A 19,257-nucleotide genomic window follows, 5' to 3' on the forward strand; every position below is an offset into this window, starting at 1 on the left:
TCTCGGACAGCCGCCGGTCCAGCGCGAACAGCTGCCCGGATCATTGGCCGTTGTCTACGCCTACGGCGCAAGAGGTCCTTGCAGCGATTCGTGGTAGTGGATTCCCTTCCAACCGTCGTCGGTGCGATGCGCGATCAGCGTGTTGCGGCCGCGCACGATGAACGTCTCGGTCCCTCCGGTTGTCTCACCCTCGATGTGGAAGGAAAAGAACGCGTAAGCAACGCGTTCGATGATATCGATCCGCAAGTCGGAGACAGTCATGAAGTGCACTTCACGGATGTCCCGGAAAACGCGATCGAAGTATTGGTCGATCGCGGCTTTGCCCACGATCGGTCGGGCCGATTCGGAGGGGCAGTACACGGTTTCGTACTCGGGGTCCCATATCGATTGGAGTGTGCTGGCGTCCCGTCTTGCCCACCCGTTCTGATATGCCTCGATCAGTGCGGCAACATCTTCGGTCTCGTTCGTCATCAGCACGACGCTAGAATGTCAAGCCCGCTCGAGGTCAAGTCGTTGCCGTCGCCAGGGCCGCTGTCTCGTCCGGCGATACGTCGTGCTCCTCGCTATAGGTGGGGTCACCTCGGAGTCCCGCCAAGTCTTTCACGCATATGTTTCCGATACCCGACGGAGTGGCTGGTGGGACAGGTGGAACCGGATGGTTCCACCTGTCCCCGCGCACGGCGCTCATGGGGGAGGGGGCCGTCGCCACGACGTCGGATGAGGCGATCGCGCCGGGGTGTGATGGCCGGGCGAACCGCCGGACATGGGTGTCACCGATCTGAAACCGGAGTGCTTGGCGATCTGGAGTATGGAGTCCTTGATGTTGGGGTCTTCGAGTCGTCGGCGTGGTCAGCGATGTGGGCGCGGACTCCGCGGCCGAGCGGGTCGCCCTGACCGAGGTGGCGGCTCGGTTGTACGCGCAGCGCAAGGGTCAGGAGTTCGATGAGATGAGTTGTGACGGCGACGAACTCTGGCCCGTTCATCATGTTGGCACGGTGTACGAGGGTTCCGGCCATGACCGAGACGGCTGACAGGGTGCCACGCCATTGTTCTGCGGCAATGGGCGCCCCCCGTAGGAGAATGGTACTTATTTCTTCGTGTGGGAACGTAAGTAGCCGGATCCTGGCCGGATCGGAGTGCGCGAACGTCAGTGGGCGAGCCATGGAAATTACTCCTAGGCTGCCTCGCTTCAACATGATCTGTGTGTCCATTTGATCGACTACGACGTCGCCGATCATCGGAATGATCAGGCCAACGCGATCGCCGAAATCAGTGGACTTCAGATGTTGCGTAGTTCGCTGGTAGGTAATGGGCTCAGACTCGAACTCCACCATCTGGTGCTCGTCGAACCTGGCCACTCGCGTGGACCCGCGGAAATCGCCTTTGTCACTGGGGAACACATAGGACAGCGGACCTTGGTTGCCGGTGACGTGGTCGATCCAGCTTTCGGCTCGGCTGTGTAGCGGCACGTCGGCTGTTCTCAGCGCGTCGAGATGGTATGTCGCCTCCGACACGGGTACCCCTCCTCGTTCGCAAATCAGTATGTGTGTTCGCGAATCAAGCTGTGCTGCTCGATATTAATTGTCAGCATATTGCACCTCGCGTCGGTGCGACGTGCGACCGCAACCGATGCCACGTTGCGAACAGCGGCGGGGGTGCCGGAGCGGAGGTGAGTGCGGTGCTCGACCTGCTCGCCAGCGAAATCGACACGCTTCCGATAGTCTCGACGCCTGTCTCCGATACGTGGATTGCGTCTCGTTCATGGGTGACTGTCCAGCGTTGTCCCTGTGGTATCAGAAGTCTCCGGCCTCGTCAGTGGATCCACCCATCGCATCACCTTGACTCAGCGTGTCGCCGATCCTGTCATCTGGGGAGTACACGGTCGGCCGGACGTTTCGCTGGTCGACTACCTGCGGCTTTCCATTTTCTGGGGTGGGATGCCGGGATGGTCGTTCGATCCTGATCATGTACCCGCCGCCCTCGCCGGGCTACGGACCCGCCCCGGTTTCCGACTGGTCCACGATGGCGCGGCGGCCATGACCATGCGGGTGCCAGAACGATGTTCGCGTGGTGGTCAGTCGGCACGGAGTCGCGCATGGAGGTGCATGTCGTGGCGCCCGTCGCTGTGGCGGCCGGCGGCTCGCATGGTGCCTTCGAGGAGATATCCGCATTTGCTCGCGACCCGGCACGATTGCGGATTATGAATCGAGTGGGTGAGTTCGATCCGTTCGAAGCCGATGTCGTCGAACGCCCACTGGGTCACCAGGTTCGCCGCGCGCGGTGCGATGGCGCGGCCGCGCCATTCCGGCGTGGTCCAATAGGCGATCTCGGTGACGCCTTCGGCGAGATCGGTCTTGCGAAGACCGATGCGCCCGGCCAAGTCGCTACCACAGGTAATCGCCCATTGGGCGTTACCAGCGGACCAGACCGACCGCCAGCGTTCGATCCAATCCCTGACCTGTCCGACGGATTCGGCTGTGCGCACGTGCCAGCGTTGGATTGCCTCGTCCTGGAACGCGACGAAAACAGCCTCGGCATCCGATGGAATCCACGGACGCACAACCATGCCGCCGTCGCCGACCAACACCGGCTGCACGGCGCTTGTGAAATGTGCGGCATCAACGGCCGCCGACATCAATTCGGGCACCTCGCCAGTCTCCCAGCAGACGCCATCAAGCGCACTCGGTTTCTGATCATGTGAGGATCCGGGCGAACGACCGGGCCAACGCAGACGGATTCCGTTATTTGCTGTCCCACAACATCTTTGGTTGCCCTGTGCTCACTTCTGCCGGTGCTGATCAGGTTTGGCAGGTGGCAGCACGGGGAGGCGCAGCGTTGACCGGTGAGCGCGGTGATGAGGCATTGCGGCTACTCGATAAGCCGCCGGACCGCCGCGACGACTGTCCGCCGCCCCTCGTCCGACTTCGCGTGGTGTGAGTTCGCGGCAATGCGACAAGGCCGCCGCGCTGCGCCGCCCGCAAGGCCCTGGCCTTCGCGTCATAGGCCGATCCGGAGCCGGCGATGGTGTGGTCTGCCGCCGTGCCACGTTCGAGCCGATGCCACGTCGCCAGTCGGAGGACCTCCGGGTGCGTCCGGCAGTAGTCGTATAGGGCACCGGCGTAGCCCGGCAGATCGTCGGCCGTGAATGGGACCGCGTTCAGTCCGCGTGCCACATGCTGATCGAAGACAGCATCGGACAGTTGTTCTTTGCCGCCGAAATAGACCTCCAACGATACCAACCGGTTATTCACGCGGTTTACCCCACTGGCCAGGAGATGAACTTCTCCTCGAGGAACTCCGCGATTCCGTACGGGCCGCCCTCCCGGCCGAGTCCACTCTTGCTTGTAGCCTCCGAACGGAGCATCCGGGTTGATGACGAAGGAGGAGTTGATGTTGACATTGCCGCTGCGGATTCGTCTCGCGACGGCGAGCGCACGACCGAAATCTGAGGTGAATACACCTGCGTTCAGGCCGAATTCGCTGTCGTTGGCAAGTCGGACCGCCTCGTCCGCGCCGTGAAACGGAATGATCGCGCCGACCGGTCCGGAGAACTCCTTGCGCGCTACGCCTCACCCTGTCGGATCATGCGCTCGACACGTATCCGTTCCGTGTCCCGGATCAACGGACCCGGCATCGAACGCGGATCAGCCGGGTCGCCGACGTGATGGCCCAGGCGTCGGGCACGCTCGAGAAAACCGTCTTCGAGCTCGGGGGAAAGTCGGCCGCGATCGCGTTCGCCGATGCCGACCTCGACCTGGCCGCCGCCGAGGTAGTAGGCAATATGATCGGCAACCGCGGACAAGGCTGCCTCCTACTCACCCGCACGCTCGTCGAGGAACAGGTGCACGACGAACTGGTCGACAAGGTGCTGACACTCCTACCGTTGATCACCGTGGGCACTGGCGGCCGGCTGCACCGCGGTGGTCAAGCCGTCGCCGTATACGCCGCTGCAGGTTCTGACACTCGGCGAGCTGATCGACGAAGCGGGACTTCCGCCGGGAGTGGTCAACATCGTCACCGGGGGCGACGAGGCCTCCATCGAGCTGACGACCCATCCAGCTGTCGATATCGTGAGCTTCACCGGCTCCGATGTCGTCGGCCAAGTTGCCTGCGGGATCCTGAATCAGAATCTTTTGTCCATCAATACTATTCACGATGTTGTTGCGGAGTCTGGCGCCTGCCGCACGCAGTCGGCCCACCTCGGTGGCGAGATCGTCGAGGGTCAGCTGGAGGCGGTTTCAGCCACCCGGCTCCGGAATAGCTCCGTCCGGGATGGGACGACCCGCGGGGCTCTTGGATCCGGCAAGCGGCAGCTACAGGGAAGCCCGAGCCTGGTGTCGATCTCCCGTGCGAGACGCTGGAATTCCGGATGTCAAGTATCGGATGCGAACGGATCGGGCAGGCTCCAGTGCGCCCGGACAGCCGTGCCGTGGTCGCGCGGGACCTCACGGGCCTTCGGCTGGAAGGCGGACACTCCGTTATACGGCGGCCCCGCTCGGCGAGTGCATCGGGGGGGCCAAGCGGTACTTATGATTCGGTTTTCCGAAGGTCGGGTGGCTGATGGCCCAGGCAGCGGTATTGATGATCGCCGACTTGACCCGCGCGGCCGTTCGGCCGCAGAGGGCTCCCTCCTTTGCTCGCGCGTCACCGTCGACCAGCTGGAAGAGCCCGTCGCGTCGGCCGAGGCTGATGTGGTTGCCGATATATGAGAACGTGGTCGGCGCGACGTTGCGGCCGGTCAGGTCCCCGATGATCGCCGCCGTTGCTGCCTTGCTGGTGGGTCCCGCGGAAGCGCAGGACATCGGGTACGGCAGGCCGTTGTCGCCGATGACGAATGCGCTGTCGCCGGCGGCGTAGACGTTCGGGTGTGAGAGCGACCGCATCTGCTGGTCGACTGTGATCTGCCCGTTGGGTTCCACCTGCAGGCCGCTGGCAGAGGCGATCGAGTGAACGGCGAACCCTGCGGCCCACACGATCGCGTCGGCGGTGAAGATAGTGCCGTCTGCGGCGATCGCCGCAGCCTTCTCCACGCGCTCGATAGCGGTGTGGTCGTGGATCGTGATATCGAACCGTTCGAAGGCGCGCAACATGTGGCGGCGAGCCTTGACGCCCAGCCAGCCGCCGAGTTCGCCGCGGGTGACGAGGCTGACTCGAAGCCCTGGACGGGACTCGGCGAGCTCGGTGGCCGCCTCGATCGCGGTCAGATTTCCGCCGACCACAAGCACACGCCCGTCCTCGCGCAGCTCATCCAGGCGAGTGCGCAGGCGCAGCGCGGCCGGCCGCGCTGCCACATGGAAGGTGTGCTCGTCGACCCCGGGAACGCCGTGGTCTGCGATGGTGCTGCCGAGTGTGTAGAGGAGGGTGTCGTATTCGAGCCGGTCGATGCCGTCGCCGTCTTCGACGGTGACGGTCCGATGCTCGGCGTCGACGCTGATGACGCGTGCCAGTAGTAGCCGGATGTCGGTGCGCGCGAATACCTTCGCCAGCGGCCGGTAGCGCAGCTCCTGCCCGGCGGCGAGCTGATGCAGGCGCAGCCGTTCGACAAAATCGGGTTCGGCGTTGACCACGGTGATCTCGAAGTCGTCGGAGTGGAGCCGGCGCGCTAGGAATGTGGCGGAGAATGCTCCGGCGTATCCGGCCCCGAGGACGATGATGCGGTGCTTCATGGCTGAGACTCCTGTCGGGTTTGCGTGGTTGCTGAACGAGACACCGCCGGTCACGGTTTCCTGACAGCCTCGAACGGTGCTGTGATCTATTTCACACAGTGTCAGGATTTTCGTCGACGCGGTGTCTTGTTCTCAATCCGCTCGGATGGAAGGAGGCACCATGGGCAAGAGCATCGATGTGGTCGTGGTCGGTGGCGGATACGCCGGAGTGATGGCGGCCAATCGCGCGAGGCAGAACGACGACGTGACGGTGACAGTGATCAATCCGCGCCAGGTCTTCGTCCCACGGCTGCGGCTGCACCAGCTGGTGGGCGGGACCCACGATGCGGTCGTCGACTACCAGGAGGTGCTCGCCGACGGTGTCGAGCTGGTGGTCGACAGCGTGACGCGCATCGACGCGACCGATCGCACCGTGACGCTCGCCGAGGGTGGCACCATCGGCTACGACTACCTGATCTACGCGGTAGGCAGCCTCAGCGGCGGACCAGCGGTACCGGGCGCGACCGAGTTCGCTTATCCGGTCGCGACTTTAGAGGCCGCGCAGCGGCTGCGGTCGGTGCTCTTCGACACCTCTATGACGGCCGCGGTGACGGTGGTCGGGGGCGGTCCGGTTGGTGTCGAGACCGCTGCGGAACTCGCGGAACGGGGGCGCCGCGTCAGGCTGGTTTGCGGCGGTGTCGTCGGCCCGTCGCTGCACCCCCGCGCGCGCCGCACAGCTCGCAAATACCTCACCGAACTGGGCGTCGAGGTGATCGAAGGCCCGGATACCTCGGTCACCGCGGTGCGGCCGGGGACCGTTGAAGTCGGTGACGGCCGCACCCTGGCGAGTCAGGTGACCATTTGGGCTGCGGGCTTTGGTGTGCCAGATCTGGCCGAGCGTAGCGGGTTGCGCACCGACGCCGCCGGGCGGTTGCTCACCGACGAGACCTTGACCAGCGTCGACAGCGATCGCATCTTCGCGGCGGGCGATGCATCGGCGCCGTCGGACCTACCGTTTCGGATGAGTGCCTACATCGCCGGATGCCTGGGTGCCCACGCGGCCGACACGATGCTGGCCCGGATCGCAGATGAGCGGCCGACGCCGATAGACCTGGCCTTCCAGGCTATGTGCTTCAGCTTCGGCCGCGGTGCGGGGATCTTCCAACTCCTCCGTAAAGACGACACGGCGAAGCGCTTGTACTTCACCGGTTTCATCGGCCGCAAGCTCAAGGAGTTCTCTTGCGCCGCCAGCGTCGAACACCTCGCGACCGAGGCGCACAAGCCCGGCTCGCACCACTGGCCGAAGGATGGTGAACACCGGCACGCGCTACTGAGAGCCCGGAGTGAGAACGTGACGAAAACTAGTGCGTAGAAGTTGGTTGCCGGCTATCGCCCGTGGCACGGTTCGAATCGAGACATTCGCCTGTACCGGACCCACGGTCACCTCCAGAGAGGAAAGCATGCATACGACAGGTGAATCAAGTGAGCGGCGGCGGGCCGATGGCGAGGCCGCGGGCCGCGCCGGCGGTGACCACGCCACGCTCGCGGCGACGGAAACGTTTGTCGCACACCGCAATCTGCTGTTCACCGTCGCCTACGAGATGCTCGGATCCGCGGCAGATGCCGACGACGTCCTGCAGGAAACCTGGTTACGGTGGGTCGCCGTCGACGCGGCGCACGTCGATGACCAACGTGCCTACCTGGTCCGGATCACCACGCGGCAGGCACTCAACCGGCTGCGTTCGGTGAAGCGCCGGCGGGAGGCGTACGTGGGCTCCTGGCTCCCGGAGCCGCTGCTCACCACTCCGGACGTGGCCGCCGACGTCGAACTCGCCGAAAGCGTGTCGATGGGGCTGATGGTCGTGCTCGAGACCTTGACCCCGACCGAACGAGCGGTATTCGTGCTGCGCGAAGCGTTCGGGTTGGGCTATAGCGAGATCGCGGCCGCGGTAGAGAAGTCCCCAGCCGCCGTGCACCAAATCGCCCACCGCGCCCGCCGCCATGTCGAAGCCCGCCGACCGCGCCGCGCGGTCACCGCGCGCGAGGCGCGAGCGGCTGTCGAAGCGTTCCAGCGCGCGCTGGAAACCCGAGACCTACAGGGCCTGCTCGACGTGCTGGCCCCCGACGTGGTGGCGGTCAGCGACGGCGGCGGCATCAAACAGGCCACCCCACGGCCCGTAATCGGCGCGATCAAGGTGGCGCGGTTCATGGTCGGCGGCCTCACCAAGCACGACATCGCACTCACTGTTGAACCGACCGCGATCAACGGCAGCCCTGCACTGGCGCTGCACGTCGATGGGGAACTCGACGGTGTCATCGCGATGCGGGTCGAGGACTCCCGCATCACCGGTCTCTACTTCGTCCGCAACCCGCACAAGCTGACCCACATCAACGCCGAAAACCCGCTCACCCTGCGCTGACACCAGCCACGGCAAGAGGTCCAAGGGAGAAGAAATGACCACGTGGGCACCGCTCGCCACAGACACGCTTCCGTCACGATGGCCGACCGTGGCCCGAGCAGTCGTCTTGCTCACGACGATCATCAGCGTGCTTCTGGTCGCTTTCGCCTGGCCATCGGTGCGATCGTCTCTACATGATGTGCCGATCGCTGTCGCCGGGCCGACCACAACGGTCACCCAGGTCCGCACCGCGCTCGAACAGCGCGCGCCGGGCGGTTTCGACGTCATCGAGGTCGCCGACACTGCGACCGCGGAACACCTCATCGTCGACCGGCAGGTGTACGGAGCCTTGGATCTCAGTTCAGGCACCCTGCAGGTCATCATCGCCTCCGCGGCCAATACCGCAGTCGCCCAAACGCTGCAGACCACCGCGAACGGACTTGGGCAGAGCGGCAATGCCGGTGCGCCGGCGGCGGTCCGTGACCTCGCCGCGATGCCCACCGACGACCCGCGCGGCGCAGGGTTGGCCGCCGGTGCTCTGCCGCTGGTCATGGGTGGCCTGCTCGCCGCGGTGCTGCTGACCAAGCTCATCCGTGGCATCGGCCGCCGCGTCGCCGCGACGCTGGCGTTCGCGGTCACTGGCGGCCTAGCCGTCGCGGGGATCATGCAGTTCTGGTTTGGCTCGCTCAGCGGCTCCTACCTGGCCAATGCCAGTGCCGTCGCATTGAGCATCGCGTCGGTCTCGCTGACCGTTCTCGGGCTCGAATCGGTGTTCGGATACGCCGGAATCGGGATCGGCGCCACGATCATGATGCTCATCGGGAATCCGCTCTCGGGCACGACCATCGCCCCCGAAATGCTGCCGGGCTGGTTCGGTGCGTTCGGGCAGCTGCTGCCACCCGGCGCGGGTGGTCGGTTGATGCGATCGACTGCCTTCTTCGACGGTCGTGGCGCTACCAACGCTGTCACCGTGCTGGTCGTCTGGGCCGTGCTCGGCGCGACGCTGTGCCTGATCGGTGGCCTGCGGGCGCACCGCGAACGTCGAGCCCTGAATATGCAATTCGAATATCAACCAGCGCAAGCCCAAACCGTCGCCACACGGCATGCAGCGACGAAGACCATCAAAAACGCACGCAACGGGGGGCGTCGCGACACCTCGTCGATGAGGCGGGCCAGAAGTCCCCGTAGGGTTTAGGAGAAGATCATGTTGCACGCACATTCGACCAGAGCAATGGTCACCGCTGCGTTCGGCGTCCTGCTCGTCAGTGGCGGCCTCAGCGCCTGCAGTACGGACACTAGCGAGACGGCCGTGCTCAGGCAGCGGGTCGAGATCATCGAGGCGGCCGCCCTGACTGATCAGCTCGCAGTTCTGGATCTCGATAAGCCGGGTGTCAGTCTCGGTGATATGGCTGTCTATTCCGGCGATATCGAACAAGATGGTCGTGCGATAGGGCACGGCGGTGGGACATGCCAGAACATCCATATCGAGGGTGACGAGATCACCATGCAATGTGTGCTCACCGCGCAGCTCGAACGGGGATCCCTGACCATGCAGGCGGTGTGGGTTCAGGGTGCGAGTCCGCTCGATCTGGCGATCACCGGCGGTACCGGCGCATACCGTAGTGCGACCGGGACCGCGCGGTTCTGGGAAATCAACACCCCGAATGAGCGGATGCGTGCCGAGGTCACACTTCTCACGCAGGAGTGACCGGTCGACGGCGCAGGTCATACATCGGCTGAGGACCCGGAGAGTTGGGACTCGCGGCCCACGTCGCCAACTGAGGCTCACCCCATGCCCTTCGGCTGGAATATGGTGCACCAAGTCCTTCGCCGGTGCGGGGGACAACCCGATGCGCGTCTCTCCCATGTCCTCGCGGTGGGCGCATCGCAACCGGAGTGACGCCACACATTCGGATGAGGTCGTGGAAGCTTGGTACGAACACCTTCGGCGCCATGACTTACGGCACACGGGACTCACCTGGTTCGCGGACTCGGGTGTGCCGCTACACAGGTTGCAGGGTCATCGCCGGCCACACCGACCCGCGGATCACGCAGAAATACCTGCACCCGGACATCGACGGAATGCGCGCGGACGGCGACACGCTGTCCAGCCACCTCCGTGGCGAGGGCGGCCCCAGATTGGCCCCAAGCCTCCGTGCTGCTCAGTAACGAAAAATCCCCTCCACTAGGTCGGAGGGGATTTTTCACTGTCGGGCTGACAGGATTTGAACCTGCGACCACTTGACCCCCAGTCAAGTGCGCTACCAAACTGCGCCACAGCCCGTTGCGCCTTGTTGTGGGCGCTCGAAGAGATTACCTCAGGGTGTGTCGGCAGAGCTAATCCGCTGGTCAGTGGGTGTGCGGGGGGGGGTTCGGCCCTCACGCACTCATCAGTACCTCGGAACGCAGGGGTTGGGGAGGGCTGACAAGGTGGCGAGGTCGCAGACGCCGCCGGTGAGCATCTGGAAGGGGGTGATGCCAAGGAGGACGATTACGCCGATGATGTCGCCTTCGCCGGCGAGTTCGACGACTGAGCGGGCGGCTGCTGATCCGGAGTCTGCTGCCGAGGATCCGGTTCCGGCCTCGGCGATGGGAGTGGCGGTTGTGGTGGCGGCGGTGCCGACGAGGCTCGCGGCCGCGATGGAGGCGGCTGCGAGGTGAAGGGCGGTACGCATCGTTGCGCTCCTTGGTGGTTGGTTCTGTGGGTGATGGGATGTGTTCGTGCGCAACGTGGTCGATGCCGTGTGGCACTCCCACGATTCAGCGTGGCGGCAAGCTCATGTCGCGGTTCATCGTGGGGAGTTCGATGCTGATCGGCATGCGCAGTTCGGACAGGTAGATCAGGGCGGCTTTGCGGAGGAATTCGTCGAGTAGCCAGTAGGGGTCCGCCGCCGGTGGGGCGGCGGTGAGGATGCCTTCGCGGACGGCGATGAAGGGGCCCCAGCTGAACTGGAGCAGCGGATCCCAGACCGGTTCTCTCGGGATGGCCAGGCCGTCGGCGATCTTGTCGCCGAGCAAGAAGCGGGTGAACGCGCCGAGGACTCCTCTGCTGAGGATGGTGAGGTCGATATTGGCGCCGAGGCCGAGGAGTCGGTCGGCGAGTTTGGCTCCTTCGGGTGTCGGCGCGAGGATGGGATCGAGGACCTGTGCCGCTTGGGAGTTGGCTTCGGGCCACGAGTTGGGGATGTATTCGTCGCGGACGCCGAGCATGTGCCCGGCCACCTGCCAGGAATGCAGGAATGCCTCCGACTCGTGGGCCGGGATCGGTACCTTCCAGGACGTCAGGTGTTTCATCACGGTGGTGGGCAGGCTGTGCCAGGTGACCATGATGTCGTTCTGGCTGATCGGAATGTCTTCCTGGGCGGAGTGCGCCCAGTGCGGGGACTGTGGCAGCAGGTGCCGTACCGCCGCATGGACGAGCCGGGTCTTGACGCAGGTGACGACCATTTCCCCATCGGGGGCGTAGGCGTTGTTGCTGCCGATGTCGTAGCCGAGCTTGGCGGTTTTGGAGATGCGGTCCTTGAGGTCGTGACCGCCCTTGGAGTAGTAGACCGCCCGCGCTTCCTTGGGAATGACGGTGCTCATCATGCCGCTGGCGAATCCGTACAGCACACCGAGGTACAGGCCGCGCTTCTTGTTGAACTCGACCGCGGTCCCCAGCTTGGCCGGGTCGGTCCACTGCGGCAGCTGACGGGCGTACTCCATGAAGTCCCGCAATTCCGCGGGTAAACCGTCGGGCAAGGGTTGACCGTTTCTCGTCCAGGTCCGCAGCAACTCGTTGACCCGGGGGACTTCACCCCGGTCGATGAGTCCGGCGACCAGGTCGTCGGCTTCGGGATCCCAGACGGTCATCGGGTCGGCGCCGGAACCGGATCCGGCGACCGAACCCTCGGGCGACCAGGACCAGGGTTCCGCTCGCGCGGGCGACACCATCGCGAAGGCGCCGAGGGCGCCCAGGATTCCGCCGGTCTTCAACGCATTACGTCTGTTGAGTCCATCCATGACGTCACTCCTCATTGAGTACGAGCACTCCCGATGGTGCGGGCAGCTGCCTGATCCATCTCTTGCGGGAGGAATGACGAGTAACTTAACAAGTCGCGCGCGGCGCTGTCAGGGTTTTGCCGAAACTGGAAGATCTCGATCTGTGGCGCATGCTTTGGACTCGACCGCGCTGCAGTGAACACGTGATCTTGGTCGTCTCTGACCGCTTTGCCGCGCCGGCATCCGCTCGTCTGCGGCATGATCAGCAACGGAACTCCCGGCCGGTTGGCCATGCGTATGGCGGTAAATGGACAGTAACTTATGGTTCGAATGGGCCCGCCGGGACTCGCTCAGTTCGTCGGCCCGGAATCCGACGATGAACCCGGCGACTCCACCGCCAACTGCCGACGCAGCAGCTTTCCGGTGGCGTTGCGGGGCAGTTCGGCGATCACGCTGACGTCGCGGGGTACCTTGTGCCGGGCCAGCTTCGCCTTGACGTAGTCCTTGATCTCCTGCGGGTCCACCACGGCGTGTGCGGCCGGGACGACGAACGCGTGCAGGCGTTTTCCGAAGTCGTGGTCATCGACTCCGATGACCGCCGCCTCGACGATGTCGGGTCGATCGGTCAGCAGGTTCTCCACCTCCAGCGGATAGACGTTCTCGCCGCCGGAGACGATCATGTCGTCGTCGCGGCCGTCGATGAACAGACGTCCGTCGGCGTCGAAATGCCCGACATCACCACTGGAGAGCAGCCCATCGACGATTTCCTTGTTCCTCCCGTCGGTATAGCCGGTGAAGCTGAGTCCGCTGGAGACGAAGATCGTGCCGATCTCGCCGGCAGTGGTGATCCTGGTACGGGTGTCGTCGTAGATCGCGACCCGGCATCCCACCGGCGGGCGGCCGACCGTTCCAGGTGCGATCCGCATGTCGAGCGGGGTGGCGACCGCGGCGACGGCGACTTCGGTCGAGGCGTAGAGGTTGTAGAGCACATCGCCGAACGCCTCGGCCGTACGCCGGCTCAGATCGGGCGACACCGACGATCCGGCGGCGAAGACCACCCGCAGCGACGATGTGTCGTGCCGGGCCAGCACCTCGGGGCCGAGATCGACGATTCGTTGCAGCATGGTGGGCACGAGCACCAGGGTGGCCGCGCGGTGAGTGGCCACCGCGGCGACTGTCCGTTCGGGATCGAACTTGCGTTGCTGGAAGACGATCGTATTGCCGAGCGCCCATCCGAGGGTGAACTGCGATAGTCCCGTGCCGTGGAAGATCGGGGCGGCCATGATCATCGTGTTCCCCCGTGGCAGCGGGATCCGGTCGAGGAATTGCGCCGACTGGAGTGGTGAGACCTTGTCGCGCGGAGCGCCTTTCGGGGTGCCGGTGGTGCCGCTGGTCAGGATGACCATCCCGCCCGGTTGTTTCGGTGCGGGCGGCGGCGCGGTCGAATGGCCTGCGACCAATCCATCGATGGTCGGCGTGGCGGGGTGGGCGTCTTCCGAGTCGACCCAAGACAGGAACCGCGCGACCTCGTCGGGAATCGCGGTGAGCGTGCCGAGAAATTCCTCGTCGTGCACGATGGCGCTGATGTGTTCCCGCCGCGCCACATCGGCGAGCTGTGGTGCGGCGAAGCCGGTGTTCAACAGCACGATTCGAGCGCCGAGTTTGCCCGCGGCGAGCATGGTCAGCACTATGCCACGGTGATCGCGGCACAGGGCGGCGACGACATCACCCGGGCCGATACCGGTGGCGCCGAGGCCATGGGCGAAGGCGTTCGATTGTGCGTCGAGCTCGTCGAAGGTGAGCGGGCCTCGCTCGTCGACGATCGCCACAGTCGTGCCGTCCCGGCGGACGCCATGGGCGAGGGTCGTAACGAACGGCCCGTACACCTTCGCATCGCGCATGGTTCGGACGATCTCCCCGGGATGCCGGGGATCGATCATGCCGCGCTTGGTCAGAACGGCGAGTGCGGACAGCGCGTCGGTGGCCGTGCGCAGTGCGGTCCGAGGCGTACCTGGTTTCGCCATCAGTCTGCTCCCTTGGAATGTGTATGGAGATTCTTCACTTGTCTTGTGGCCAAACTGGGTTGTTTCGCCGCTATGTTAATGGCAATTCATGAGAAGTGTCAGGGTTGTCGCAATGTCCGGCGCGGGCGCGGGATGCTGTGGAGACCTGTATTGACACCACCTCGGCGACGAGCCGGCGATGACGAACAGGTCAGCTCGGTTCCGGGCCGCCAACCGGTCATCGGATCGTGAGCGAGGCGGATTCCCTGTCGACACCAGTCGTGTCACGATGGCCTGGCCGGGAATTCGCAGCCGAGCTGATTGGGGTCGACATGGGCAAGCTCGATGGCAAGGTCGCGATCGTCACGGGCGGGGCGCGTGGGCAGGGGCGCGCGCATGCGGTGGCTTTGGCCAGCGAGGGGGCCGACGTCGTGATCTGCGATGTCGCCGAGCAGATCGGCACCGTGCGCTATCCGCTGGCCACGACTCAGGATCTGGCCGACACCGCCGAACTCGTGGATGAGGCCGGGCGCCGGTGTCTGGCGGTGCAGGCCGACGTGCGGAGCCAGGAGCAGATGAACGCGGTCGTCGAACAAGCCCGTTCGGAGTTCGGTCGCATCGATATTCTCATCGCCAACGCGGGTATCGCATCGAATGCGCCCATCGCCGAGATGGACGAGCAGACGTGGCGCGACATGATCGAGGTGAACCTCACCGGCGTTTTTCACAGCTTCCGTGCCGTCGTGCCGCACATGATCGAACAACGCAGTGGCCGCATCGTGGCGACGTCGTCGATCGCGGCCCGGATGGGGACCGCCAAAGGCGGGCATTACGCCGCGGCGAAATGGGGTGTGCTCGGGTTGGTGAAGTCGCTGTCGTTGGAGGTCGCCCAGTTCGGCATCACGGTCAACGCGGTGCTGCCCGCGGGCGTGCAGACCGACATGATCATGAATCCAGCCACCTATCAGCTGCTGCTGCCCGATATCGACAACCCGACCGAGGTTGACGCGATGGCGATGTTCGAAGCCGGTGGCGGACTCATCCAGCCCGAGGACGTCGCCGAGGTCATCCTGATGCTGGTCGCCGACTCCGGACGCCATTTCAACGGGGAGGCGATCACCATCTCCGATGGCCTCAGCGCCAATACGACCTGAATCGAGCCGACTGCTGGTCTGCTGCAAAGAAGTCCAGATTCCACGTACTGGATATGGATAGTAGATCCAGTTAGGGCAATGCTGGGCGAATGGTTCGTCGGCTGGTCGCGTTGTACGCGGGGTTGTGGTTGTACGGGTTCTCCATGGCCGTCATGGTGCGAGCAGGACTCGGATTGGATCCCTGGGATGTCTTCCATCAGGGCGTGACCGAGCATGTGTCGCTGAGTTTCGGTGTGGTGACGGCGGTGACGGGCCTGGTGGTGTTGCTGGCGTGGATTCCGTTGCGGCAACGGCCGGGTCTGGGCACGGTGAGCAATGTCGTGGTCATCGCGGTGTCGGTGGATGTGGGGCTGTGGATGCTGCCGTCGTGGGAATCGCTGCCCGTGCGGGTCGGGGCGATGGGCGCGGCGGTCGTGCTCAACGCTGTGGCAACGGTCCTCTATATCGGTGCGGGGATGGGGCCAGGGCCGCGAGATGGTCTGATGACCGGACTGGTTCGGCGCACCGGATTGTCGGTCCGGTTGGTGCGGACGGCGATCGAGGTGACCGTACTGTCCACTGGATGGCTGCTCGGCGGCTCGGTCGGTATCGGCACCCTGGTGTACGCGTTCGGGATCGGGCCGCTGATCCAGGTGCTGATACCGGTCGTGGATCGCTGGTTGCCCGGGTTCGGTGAGGGGCGTGCCGAGGAACCGGCACCGGTGGCATCGACCGCGTAATGGGTTGTGCGTACACGAGGTTGGCCGACGGCCTACGATGTGCCCACGGGAGATCTCCGTGGATGGGAGAGCGTGATGAACGACATTGCGGGCGTGGTGGATCCGAACACGCCGAGTATCGCGCGGGTATACGACTACCTGCTCGGAGGTAAGGACAACTACCCGGTCGATCAGGAGATCGGCGACCACTTCAAGATCAACCTGCCCGGTTCGGTGGCCATCGCCTTCGGCAACCGTCAGGCATTGGTGCGTGGGGTCCGTGATATCGCCCGCAGCGGCGTCGAGCAATTCATCGACCTCGGCAGTGGGCTCCCGACTGCCGACAACGTGCATCAGATCGCGGCCCGCTACACCGACAGCGCGAAAGTGGTCTACGTAGACAACGACCCGATCGTCCTCGCGCACGGTCGCGCACTGCTGGCCACCGACAAGAACACCACCGTGGTGCAGGCGGATGTGCGTGAGCCGGAGCGAATTCGCGACAACGACGAAGTGGCGCGGCTTATCGATTTCGATGAGCCGGTCGCAATCGTCTTCAGCGCGATCCTGCACCACCTCAACGACGACGAGGACCCGATCGGGGTGGTGTCCTACTGGCGCGACCAGATCCCTTCCGGCAGCCAGGTTTTCATCTCGCATTTCCGCTCCGGCGGCAATGCGGAGACCGAGGCAGCCGAGCAGAAGCTGCAGTCGACATTCGGCCGTGGCCGCTGGCGCACCGACGACGAGATCCGTGCCCTGTTCGCCGGTCTCGAGATCCTCGAGCCAGGAATCGTCCCCGCGGTCACCTGGCGCCCTGACGCACCGGGGGCGTCGGATACCTCGATCAGCACCATCGGCACACCGGAAAGAGAACTGACGGTATGGGATCAGCTGATCTCGGCCGGCCTGGCCCGCAAGCCCTGAGTCTTTCGGCACTTCTCGAGGCGGCGCGCCGACTCGGCACTTGTCCGGGCGGCGTGTCTGTGCTGATCATGATCACGTGTTGATTTCTGATGGTGTGATCGGGCTACGGCAGATCACCGTGGCCGATGCGCAGACGCATTCGGCGGGGGAGGACGCGGAGTCGGCCCGATGGCGTGACAGTGGGACAGGCTCGATCCAGACCGTGACGACGCACTTCCAGCGTTGTGTCGCCGAATGGGAGGCAGACGGCCCGAGTAAGACCTTCGCGGTGGTGACCACCGAGGACGGCGTCCTGGTGGGGACGCTGGACATCCAGATCGCTCAGGACTATCTGGCCGTCGGCCAGGCGAACGTGGCCTACGGGATCTATCCGCAGTTCCGCCGCCGCGGTCTCGCGGCCCGCGCGGTGGTGCTGGCCTGCCGTTATATCGCCGCACACGATCTCGCCGACGAGGCGGTGCTGCGCATCGACCCCGCGAACAAGGCCTCGGTGGCGGTAGCGCACCGAGTCGGTTTCGCCTATCACCACAGCACCAACGATCCGGATGAGGGCACGCTCGACTGGTTCATCCAGGCGGTATGAGTCGGTCACGGCGGTGATCAGCGGCGCAGTGCCTTGCGTGCCAGCGGCCCATAGTCCGAAGTGGCCGCAGCACGAAGGGCGTCAGTGGGTGCCGAGGGGGAGCAGGGTGCGGATGGTGTCGGCCCAGTGGCGGATCGTGTGTATTTCGGTCTGGGTGGAGGTTCGCAGGGGGTGCGCGACGACGATCCCGCGCAGTATGGCGATGGTGAGGTCGCGGATAGCGGGGTAGCGCGGGTGGGCCGTGATCTCCTGACCGAACAAGGTGTCGATGACGCGGTAGAGGTCGCGTCCGGCGCGGCGTTCGGAATCTCGTAGGACCGTCGCCAGGTCCGGGTCGGTGCGTGCGGCGGCCCAGAGCTCTTGTTCGGCTCGAGCCGGGGGGCGCGTCATCGTATCGAGGAGTGCGGTCAGGGTGCGGTCGACCGCGTCTGCCGAGTCGCCGATCGACTCGGCCGCTGCTCGCGCCGCGACTTCGTTGAGCTGAACCAGGTGCTCCACCAGGGCTGCGGTGAGGGCGTGGATGGTGGGGAAGTGGTGCAGCAGGGCACCGCGGCTCAGCCCGGCCGCCTCCTGTACCGCGAGGGTCGACAACCCGGCGTAACCCCGCTCGACCAGCAGTTGTGTCGCGGTATCCAGGATCCGGGCACGGGTGGCCGTGCGCTGTTGCTCGCGTGTGGGCATCGCGATATCCCCTCGATGATCGGCGATGACAGAGTTTCACAGTCACTATTGACTGTCAACGGTGCGATGGGACAGGCTGCTCGGTAGCGGCAGAGCGGTCAGCGGTGTGCGCATCCGGCTACCGGTGACGCCACCTTCATGAAAGGAAACCAGTGTCCGACAAGCAATCACATTCGGGAACCCGGCCTGCGGCGTGGTACGAGAACTGGACCGAAGGGCCGGAATCGCCCTGGCGGGATCGGCCGGAGCTCGCCGACGAGCACGAATACGCGACCCTGACCTACGTGCGTGACGGACGCATCGCGCGGCTCACGTTCAACCGGCCGGACAAGGGCAACACAATCACGCCGGACACGCCACGTGACCTGGCGCATGCGGTCGAGCGCGCCGACCTCGACCCGCGCGTACATGTCATTCTCGTGTCCGGGCGCGGCAAGGGCTTCTGCGGCGGATACGACCTCGATATGTTCGCCGAACAGGGCTTCGCCACCGCAGGCGGCGCCGACGAGGTCACCGGCACGGTCGTAGACCCCGTTGTCAACGCCATCAACCACAACCCGTGGGGCACCTGGGATCCGATGATCGACTACGCGATGATGAGCCGATTCAACAAGGGTTTCGCCAGCCTCATGCAGGCGAACAAGCCGACCGTAGCGAAGCTGCACGGCTTCGCCATCGCAGGCGGCACCGACATCGCGTTGTACGCCGACCAGATCATCTGCGCCGACGACACCAAGATCGGCTACCCGCCCACCCGGACCTGGGGGATTCCGGCCGGTGGCATGTGGGCGCATCGGCTCGGCGACCAGCGCGCGAAACGGCTGCTCTTCACCGGTGACTGTCTCAGCGGCAAACAGGCCGAGGAGTGGGGGCTGGCCGTCGAATCCTGCCCTGCCGACGAGCTGGACGAACGCACCGAAGAGCTGGTCGAGCGGATCGCGCGGATGCCGGTCAATCAATTGATGATGGCCAAGCTCGCCCTGAACTCGGCGCTGAACGCGCAGGGGGTGACCAACTCCGGCATGATCAGCACCGTTTTCGACGGTATCTCCCGCCACACCCGCGAGGGCTACGCATTCCAGCTGCGGTCCGCCACCGTCGGTTTCCGTGAGGCCGTCCGTGAGCGTGACGAGCCATACGGCGACCACAAGCGCGCCCAGTTCGAGCGCTGAACGGTGCGATGAGT

The 19,257-nt window shown here is 64.9% G+C and carries 18 protein-coding genes, 1 tRNA gene and 3 pseudogenes; 12 read left to right on the forward strand and 10 right to left on the reverse strand.

Going from position 1 to position 19,257, the window contains the following annotated elements:
• Positions 1 to 60 precede the first annotated feature (60 nt).
• The 3 genes from GV792_RS15115 to GV792_RS15125 form a co-directional block, all read right to left on the reverse strand.
• On the reverse strand, positions 61 to 471 hold the full coding sequence (locus tag GV792_RS15115; RefSeq protein WP_163824745.1) for a YybH family protein: 411 nt from the start codon (positions 469 to 471) through the stop codon (positions 61 to 63).
• A 299-nt stretch (positions 472 to 770) separates the two neighbouring features.
• Entirely contained in the window at positions 771 to 1,514 is a 744-nt protein-coding gene (locus tag GV792_RS15120; protein WP_163824746.1) for an AraC-like ligand-binding domain-containing protein, read from the reverse strand.
• Between the two features lie 560 nt (positions 1,515 to 2,074).
• Positions 2,075 to 2,647: a GNAT family N-acetyltransferase gene (locus tag GV792_RS15125; protein ID WP_218579918.1), complete on the reverse strand. Its 573-nt coding sequence runs from the start codon at positions 2,645 to 2,647 to the stop codon at positions 2,075 to 2,077.
• A gap of 164 nt (positions 2,648 to 2,811) precedes the next feature.
• Between GV792_RS15125 and GV792_RS29615 the strand changes: the two genes are divergently transcribed.
• Positions 2,812 to 2,937, forward strand: coding sequence for a hypothetical protein (locus GV792_RS29615; protein ID WP_256668250.1), 126 nt, complete (start codon positions 2,812 to 2,814; stop codon positions 2,935 to 2,937).
• Positions 2,938 to 2,960: 23 nt separating this feature from the next.
• On the opposite strand, the pseudogene GV792_RS30330 reads toward GV792_RS29615, so the two are convergent.
• A pseudogene (locus tag GV792_RS30330) lies at positions 2,961 to 3,530 on the reverse strand (aldehyde dehydrogenase family protein); the annotation flags it as partial.
• Between the two features lie 134 nt (positions 3,531 to 3,664).
• Between GV792_RS30330 and GV792_RS15140 the strand changes: the two are divergent.
• Positions 3,665 to 3,841, forward strand: a pseudogene (locus tag GV792_RS15140) (aldehyde dehydrogenase family protein); the annotation flags it as partial.
• 79 nt (positions 3,842 to 3,920) lie between these two features.
• Positions 3,921 to 4,049: pseudogene (locus GV792_RS15145) on the forward strand (aldehyde dehydrogenase family protein); the annotation flags it as partial.
• A gap of 429 nt (positions 4,050 to 4,478) precedes the next feature.
• On the opposite strand, the gene GV792_RS15150 reads toward GV792_RS15145, so the two are convergent.
• Positions 4,479 to 5,666 (reverse strand): NAD(P)/FAD-dependent oxidoreductase, encoded by a 1,188-nt coding sequence (locus GV792_RS15150; protein ID WP_163824747.1) that lies wholly within the window; start codon positions 5,664 to 5,666, stop codon positions 4,479 to 4,481.
• Between the two features lie 160 nt (positions 5,667 to 5,826).
• Between GV792_RS15150 and GV792_RS15155 the strand changes: the two genes are divergently transcribed.
• From GV792_RS15155 to GV792_RS15170, 4 genes are all read left to right on the forward strand, one after another.
• The gene (locus GV792_RS15155; RefSeq protein WP_163824748.1) at positions 5,827 to 7,017 is read left to right on the forward strand and encodes an NAD(P)/FAD-dependent oxidoreductase; all 1,191 of its coding nucleotides are present in this window, start codon (positions 5,827 to 5,829) and stop codon (positions 7,015 to 7,017) included.
• A gap of 88 nt (positions 7,018 to 7,105) precedes the next feature.
• Positions 7,106 to 8,065, forward strand: a complete 960-nt coding sequence (locus GV792_RS15160; RefSeq protein WP_163824749.1) for an RNA polymerase sigma-70 factor — start codon at positions 7,106 to 7,108, stop codon at positions 8,063 to 8,065.
• 34 nt (positions 8,066 to 8,099) lie between these two features.
• Positions 8,100 to 9,239, forward strand: coding sequence for a hypothetical protein (locus GV792_RS15165; RefSeq protein ID WP_175583001.1), 1,140 nt, complete (start codon positions 8,100 to 8,102; stop codon positions 9,237 to 9,239).
• A gap of 9 nt (positions 9,240 to 9,248) precedes the next feature.
• Positions 9,249 to 9,752, forward strand: coding sequence for an allene oxide cyclase barrel-like domain-containing protein (locus GV792_RS15170; RefSeq protein WP_163824750.1), 504 nt, complete (start codon positions 9,249 to 9,251; stop codon positions 9,750 to 9,752).
• Between the two features lie 502 nt (positions 9,753 to 10,254).
• Here GV792_RS15170 and GV792_RS15175 read toward each other — a convergent pair.
• The 4 genes from GV792_RS15175 to GV792_RS15190 form a co-directional block, all read right to left on the reverse strand.
• A tRNA-Pro gene (locus GV792_RS15175) sits at positions 10,255 to 10,328 on the reverse strand.
• Between the two features lie 106 nt (positions 10,329 to 10,434).
• Complete coding sequence (locus GV792_RS15180; RefSeq protein WP_163824751.1) at positions 10,435 to 10,719, reverse strand: hypothetical protein; 285 nt, start codon at positions 10,717 to 10,719, stop codon at positions 10,435 to 10,437.
• An 85-nt stretch (positions 10,720 to 10,804) separates the two neighbouring features.
• Positions 10,805 to 12,046, reverse strand: coding sequence for an oxygenase MpaB family protein (locus GV792_RS15185; protein ID WP_163824752.1), 1,242 nt, complete (start codon positions 12,044 to 12,046; stop codon positions 10,805 to 10,807).
• Between the two features lie 329 nt (positions 12,047 to 12,375).
• The gene (locus tag GV792_RS15190; protein ID WP_163824753.1) at positions 12,376 to 14,049 is read right to left on the reverse strand and encodes an acyl-CoA synthetase; all 1,674 of its coding nucleotides are present in this window, start codon (positions 14,047 to 14,049) and stop codon (positions 12,376 to 12,378) included.
• Between the two features lie 311 nt (positions 14,050 to 14,360).
• On the opposite strand from GV792_RS15190, the gene GV792_RS15195 reads away from it, so the two are divergent.
• The 4 genes from GV792_RS15195 to GV792_RS15210 all read left to right on the forward strand — a co-directional run bounded on the left by GV792_RS15195 (position 14,361) and on the right by GV792_RS15210 (position 17,390).
• Positions 14,361 to 15,182, forward strand: coding sequence for a mycofactocin-coupled SDR family oxidoreductase (locus GV792_RS15195; protein ID WP_163824754.1), 822 nt, complete (start codon positions 14,361 to 14,363; stop codon positions 15,180 to 15,182).
• Between the two features lie 89 nt (positions 15,183 to 15,271).
• Positions 15,272 to 15,901 (forward strand): membrane protein YczE, encoded by a 630-nt coding sequence (yczE, locus tag GV792_RS15200; protein WP_163824755.1) that lies wholly within the window; start codon positions 15,272 to 15,274, stop codon positions 15,899 to 15,901.
• A 75-nt stretch (positions 15,902 to 15,976) separates the two neighbouring features.
• On the forward strand, positions 15,977 to 16,807 hold the full coding sequence (locus tag GV792_RS15205) for an SAM-dependent methyltransferase (protein ID WP_163824756.1): 831 nt from the start codon (positions 15,977 to 15,979) through the stop codon (positions 16,805 to 16,807).
• 76 nt (positions 16,808 to 16,883) lie between these two features.
• On the forward strand, positions 16,884 to 17,390 hold the full coding sequence (locus GV792_RS15210) for a GNAT family N-acetyltransferase (protein ID WP_309138518.1): 507 nt from the start codon (positions 16,884 to 16,886) through the stop codon (positions 17,388 to 17,390).
• A gap of 81 nt (positions 17,391 to 17,471) precedes the next feature.
• Here the strand turns inward: GV792_RS15210 and GV792_RS15215 are convergent, their stop codons facing one another.
• Positions 17,472 to 18,071: a TetR/AcrR family transcriptional regulator gene (locus GV792_RS15215; protein ID WP_163824757.1), complete on the reverse strand. Its 600-nt coding sequence runs from the start codon at positions 18,069 to 18,071 to the stop codon at positions 17,472 to 17,474.
• Positions 18,072 to 18,223: 152 nt separating this feature from the next.
• Here GV792_RS15215 and GV792_RS15220 point away from each other — a divergent pair, with 152 nt between their 5' ends.
• Entirely contained in the window at positions 18,224 to 19,243 is a 1,020-nt protein-coding gene (locus tag GV792_RS15220; protein WP_163824758.1) for a crotonase/enoyl-CoA hydratase family protein, read from the forward strand.
• Positions 19,244 to 19,257 lie beyond the last annotated feature (14 nt).

The organism is Nocardia cyriacigeorgica (genome assembly GCF_010868145.1).
Lineage (GTDB): Bacteria > Actinomycetota > Actinomycetes > Mycobacteriales > Mycobacteriaceae > Nocardia > Nocardia cyriacigeorgica_D.

Bases quoted from the DNA above. Each gene is read 5' to 3' on its own strand.
- GV792_RS15115 (WP_163824745.1), bottom strand. From the start codon at position 471: ATGACGAACGAGACCGAAGATGTTGCCGCACTGATCGAGGCATATCAG.
- GV792_RS15160 (WP_163824749.1), top strand. From the start codon at position 7,106: ATGCATACGACAGGTGAATCAAGTGAGCGGCGGCGGGCCGATGGCGAG.
- GV792_RS15170 (WP_163824750.1), top strand. From the start codon at position 9,249: ATGTTGCACGCACATTCGACCAGAGCAATGGTCACCGCTGCGTTCGGC.
- GV792_RS15180 (WP_163824751.1), bottom strand. From the start codon at position 10,719: ATGCGTACCGCCCTTCACCTCGCAGCCGCCTCCATCGCGGCCGCGAGC.
- GV792_RS15155 (WP_163824748.1), top strand. From the start codon at position 5,827: ATGGGCAAGAGCATCGATGTGGTCGTGGTCGGTGGCGGATACGCCGGA.
- GV792_RS15215 (WP_163824757.1), bottom strand. From the start codon at position 18,071: ATGCCCACACGCGAGCAACAGCGCACGGCCACCCGTGCCCGGATCCTG.
- GV792_RS15185 (WP_163824752.1), bottom strand. From the start codon at position 12,046: ATGGATGGACTCAACAGACGTAATGCGTTGAAGACCGGCGGAATCCTG.
- GV792_RS15150 (WP_163824747.1), bottom strand. From the start codon at position 5,666: ATGAAGCACCGCATCATCGTCCTCGGGGCCGGATACGCCGGAGCATTC.
- GV792_RS15205 (WP_163824756.1), top strand. From the start codon at position 15,977: ATGAACGACATTGCGGGCGTGGTGGATCCGAACACGCCGAGTATCGCG.
- yczE (WP_163824755.1), top strand. From the start codon at position 15,272: ATGGTTCGTCGGCTGGTCGCGTTGTACGCGGGGTTGTGGTTGTACGGG.
- GV792_RS15195 (WP_163824754.1), top strand. From the start codon at position 14,361: ATGGGCAAGCTCGATGGCAAGGTCGCGATCGTCACGGGCGGGGCGCGT.
- GV792_RS15165 (WP_175583001.1), top strand. From the start codon at position 8,100: ATGACCACGTGGGCACCGCTCGCCACAGACACGCTTCCGTCACGATGG.
- GV792_RS15190 (WP_163824753.1), bottom strand. From the start codon at position 14,049: ATGGCGAAACCAGGTACGCCTCGGACCGCACTGCGCACGGCCACCGAC.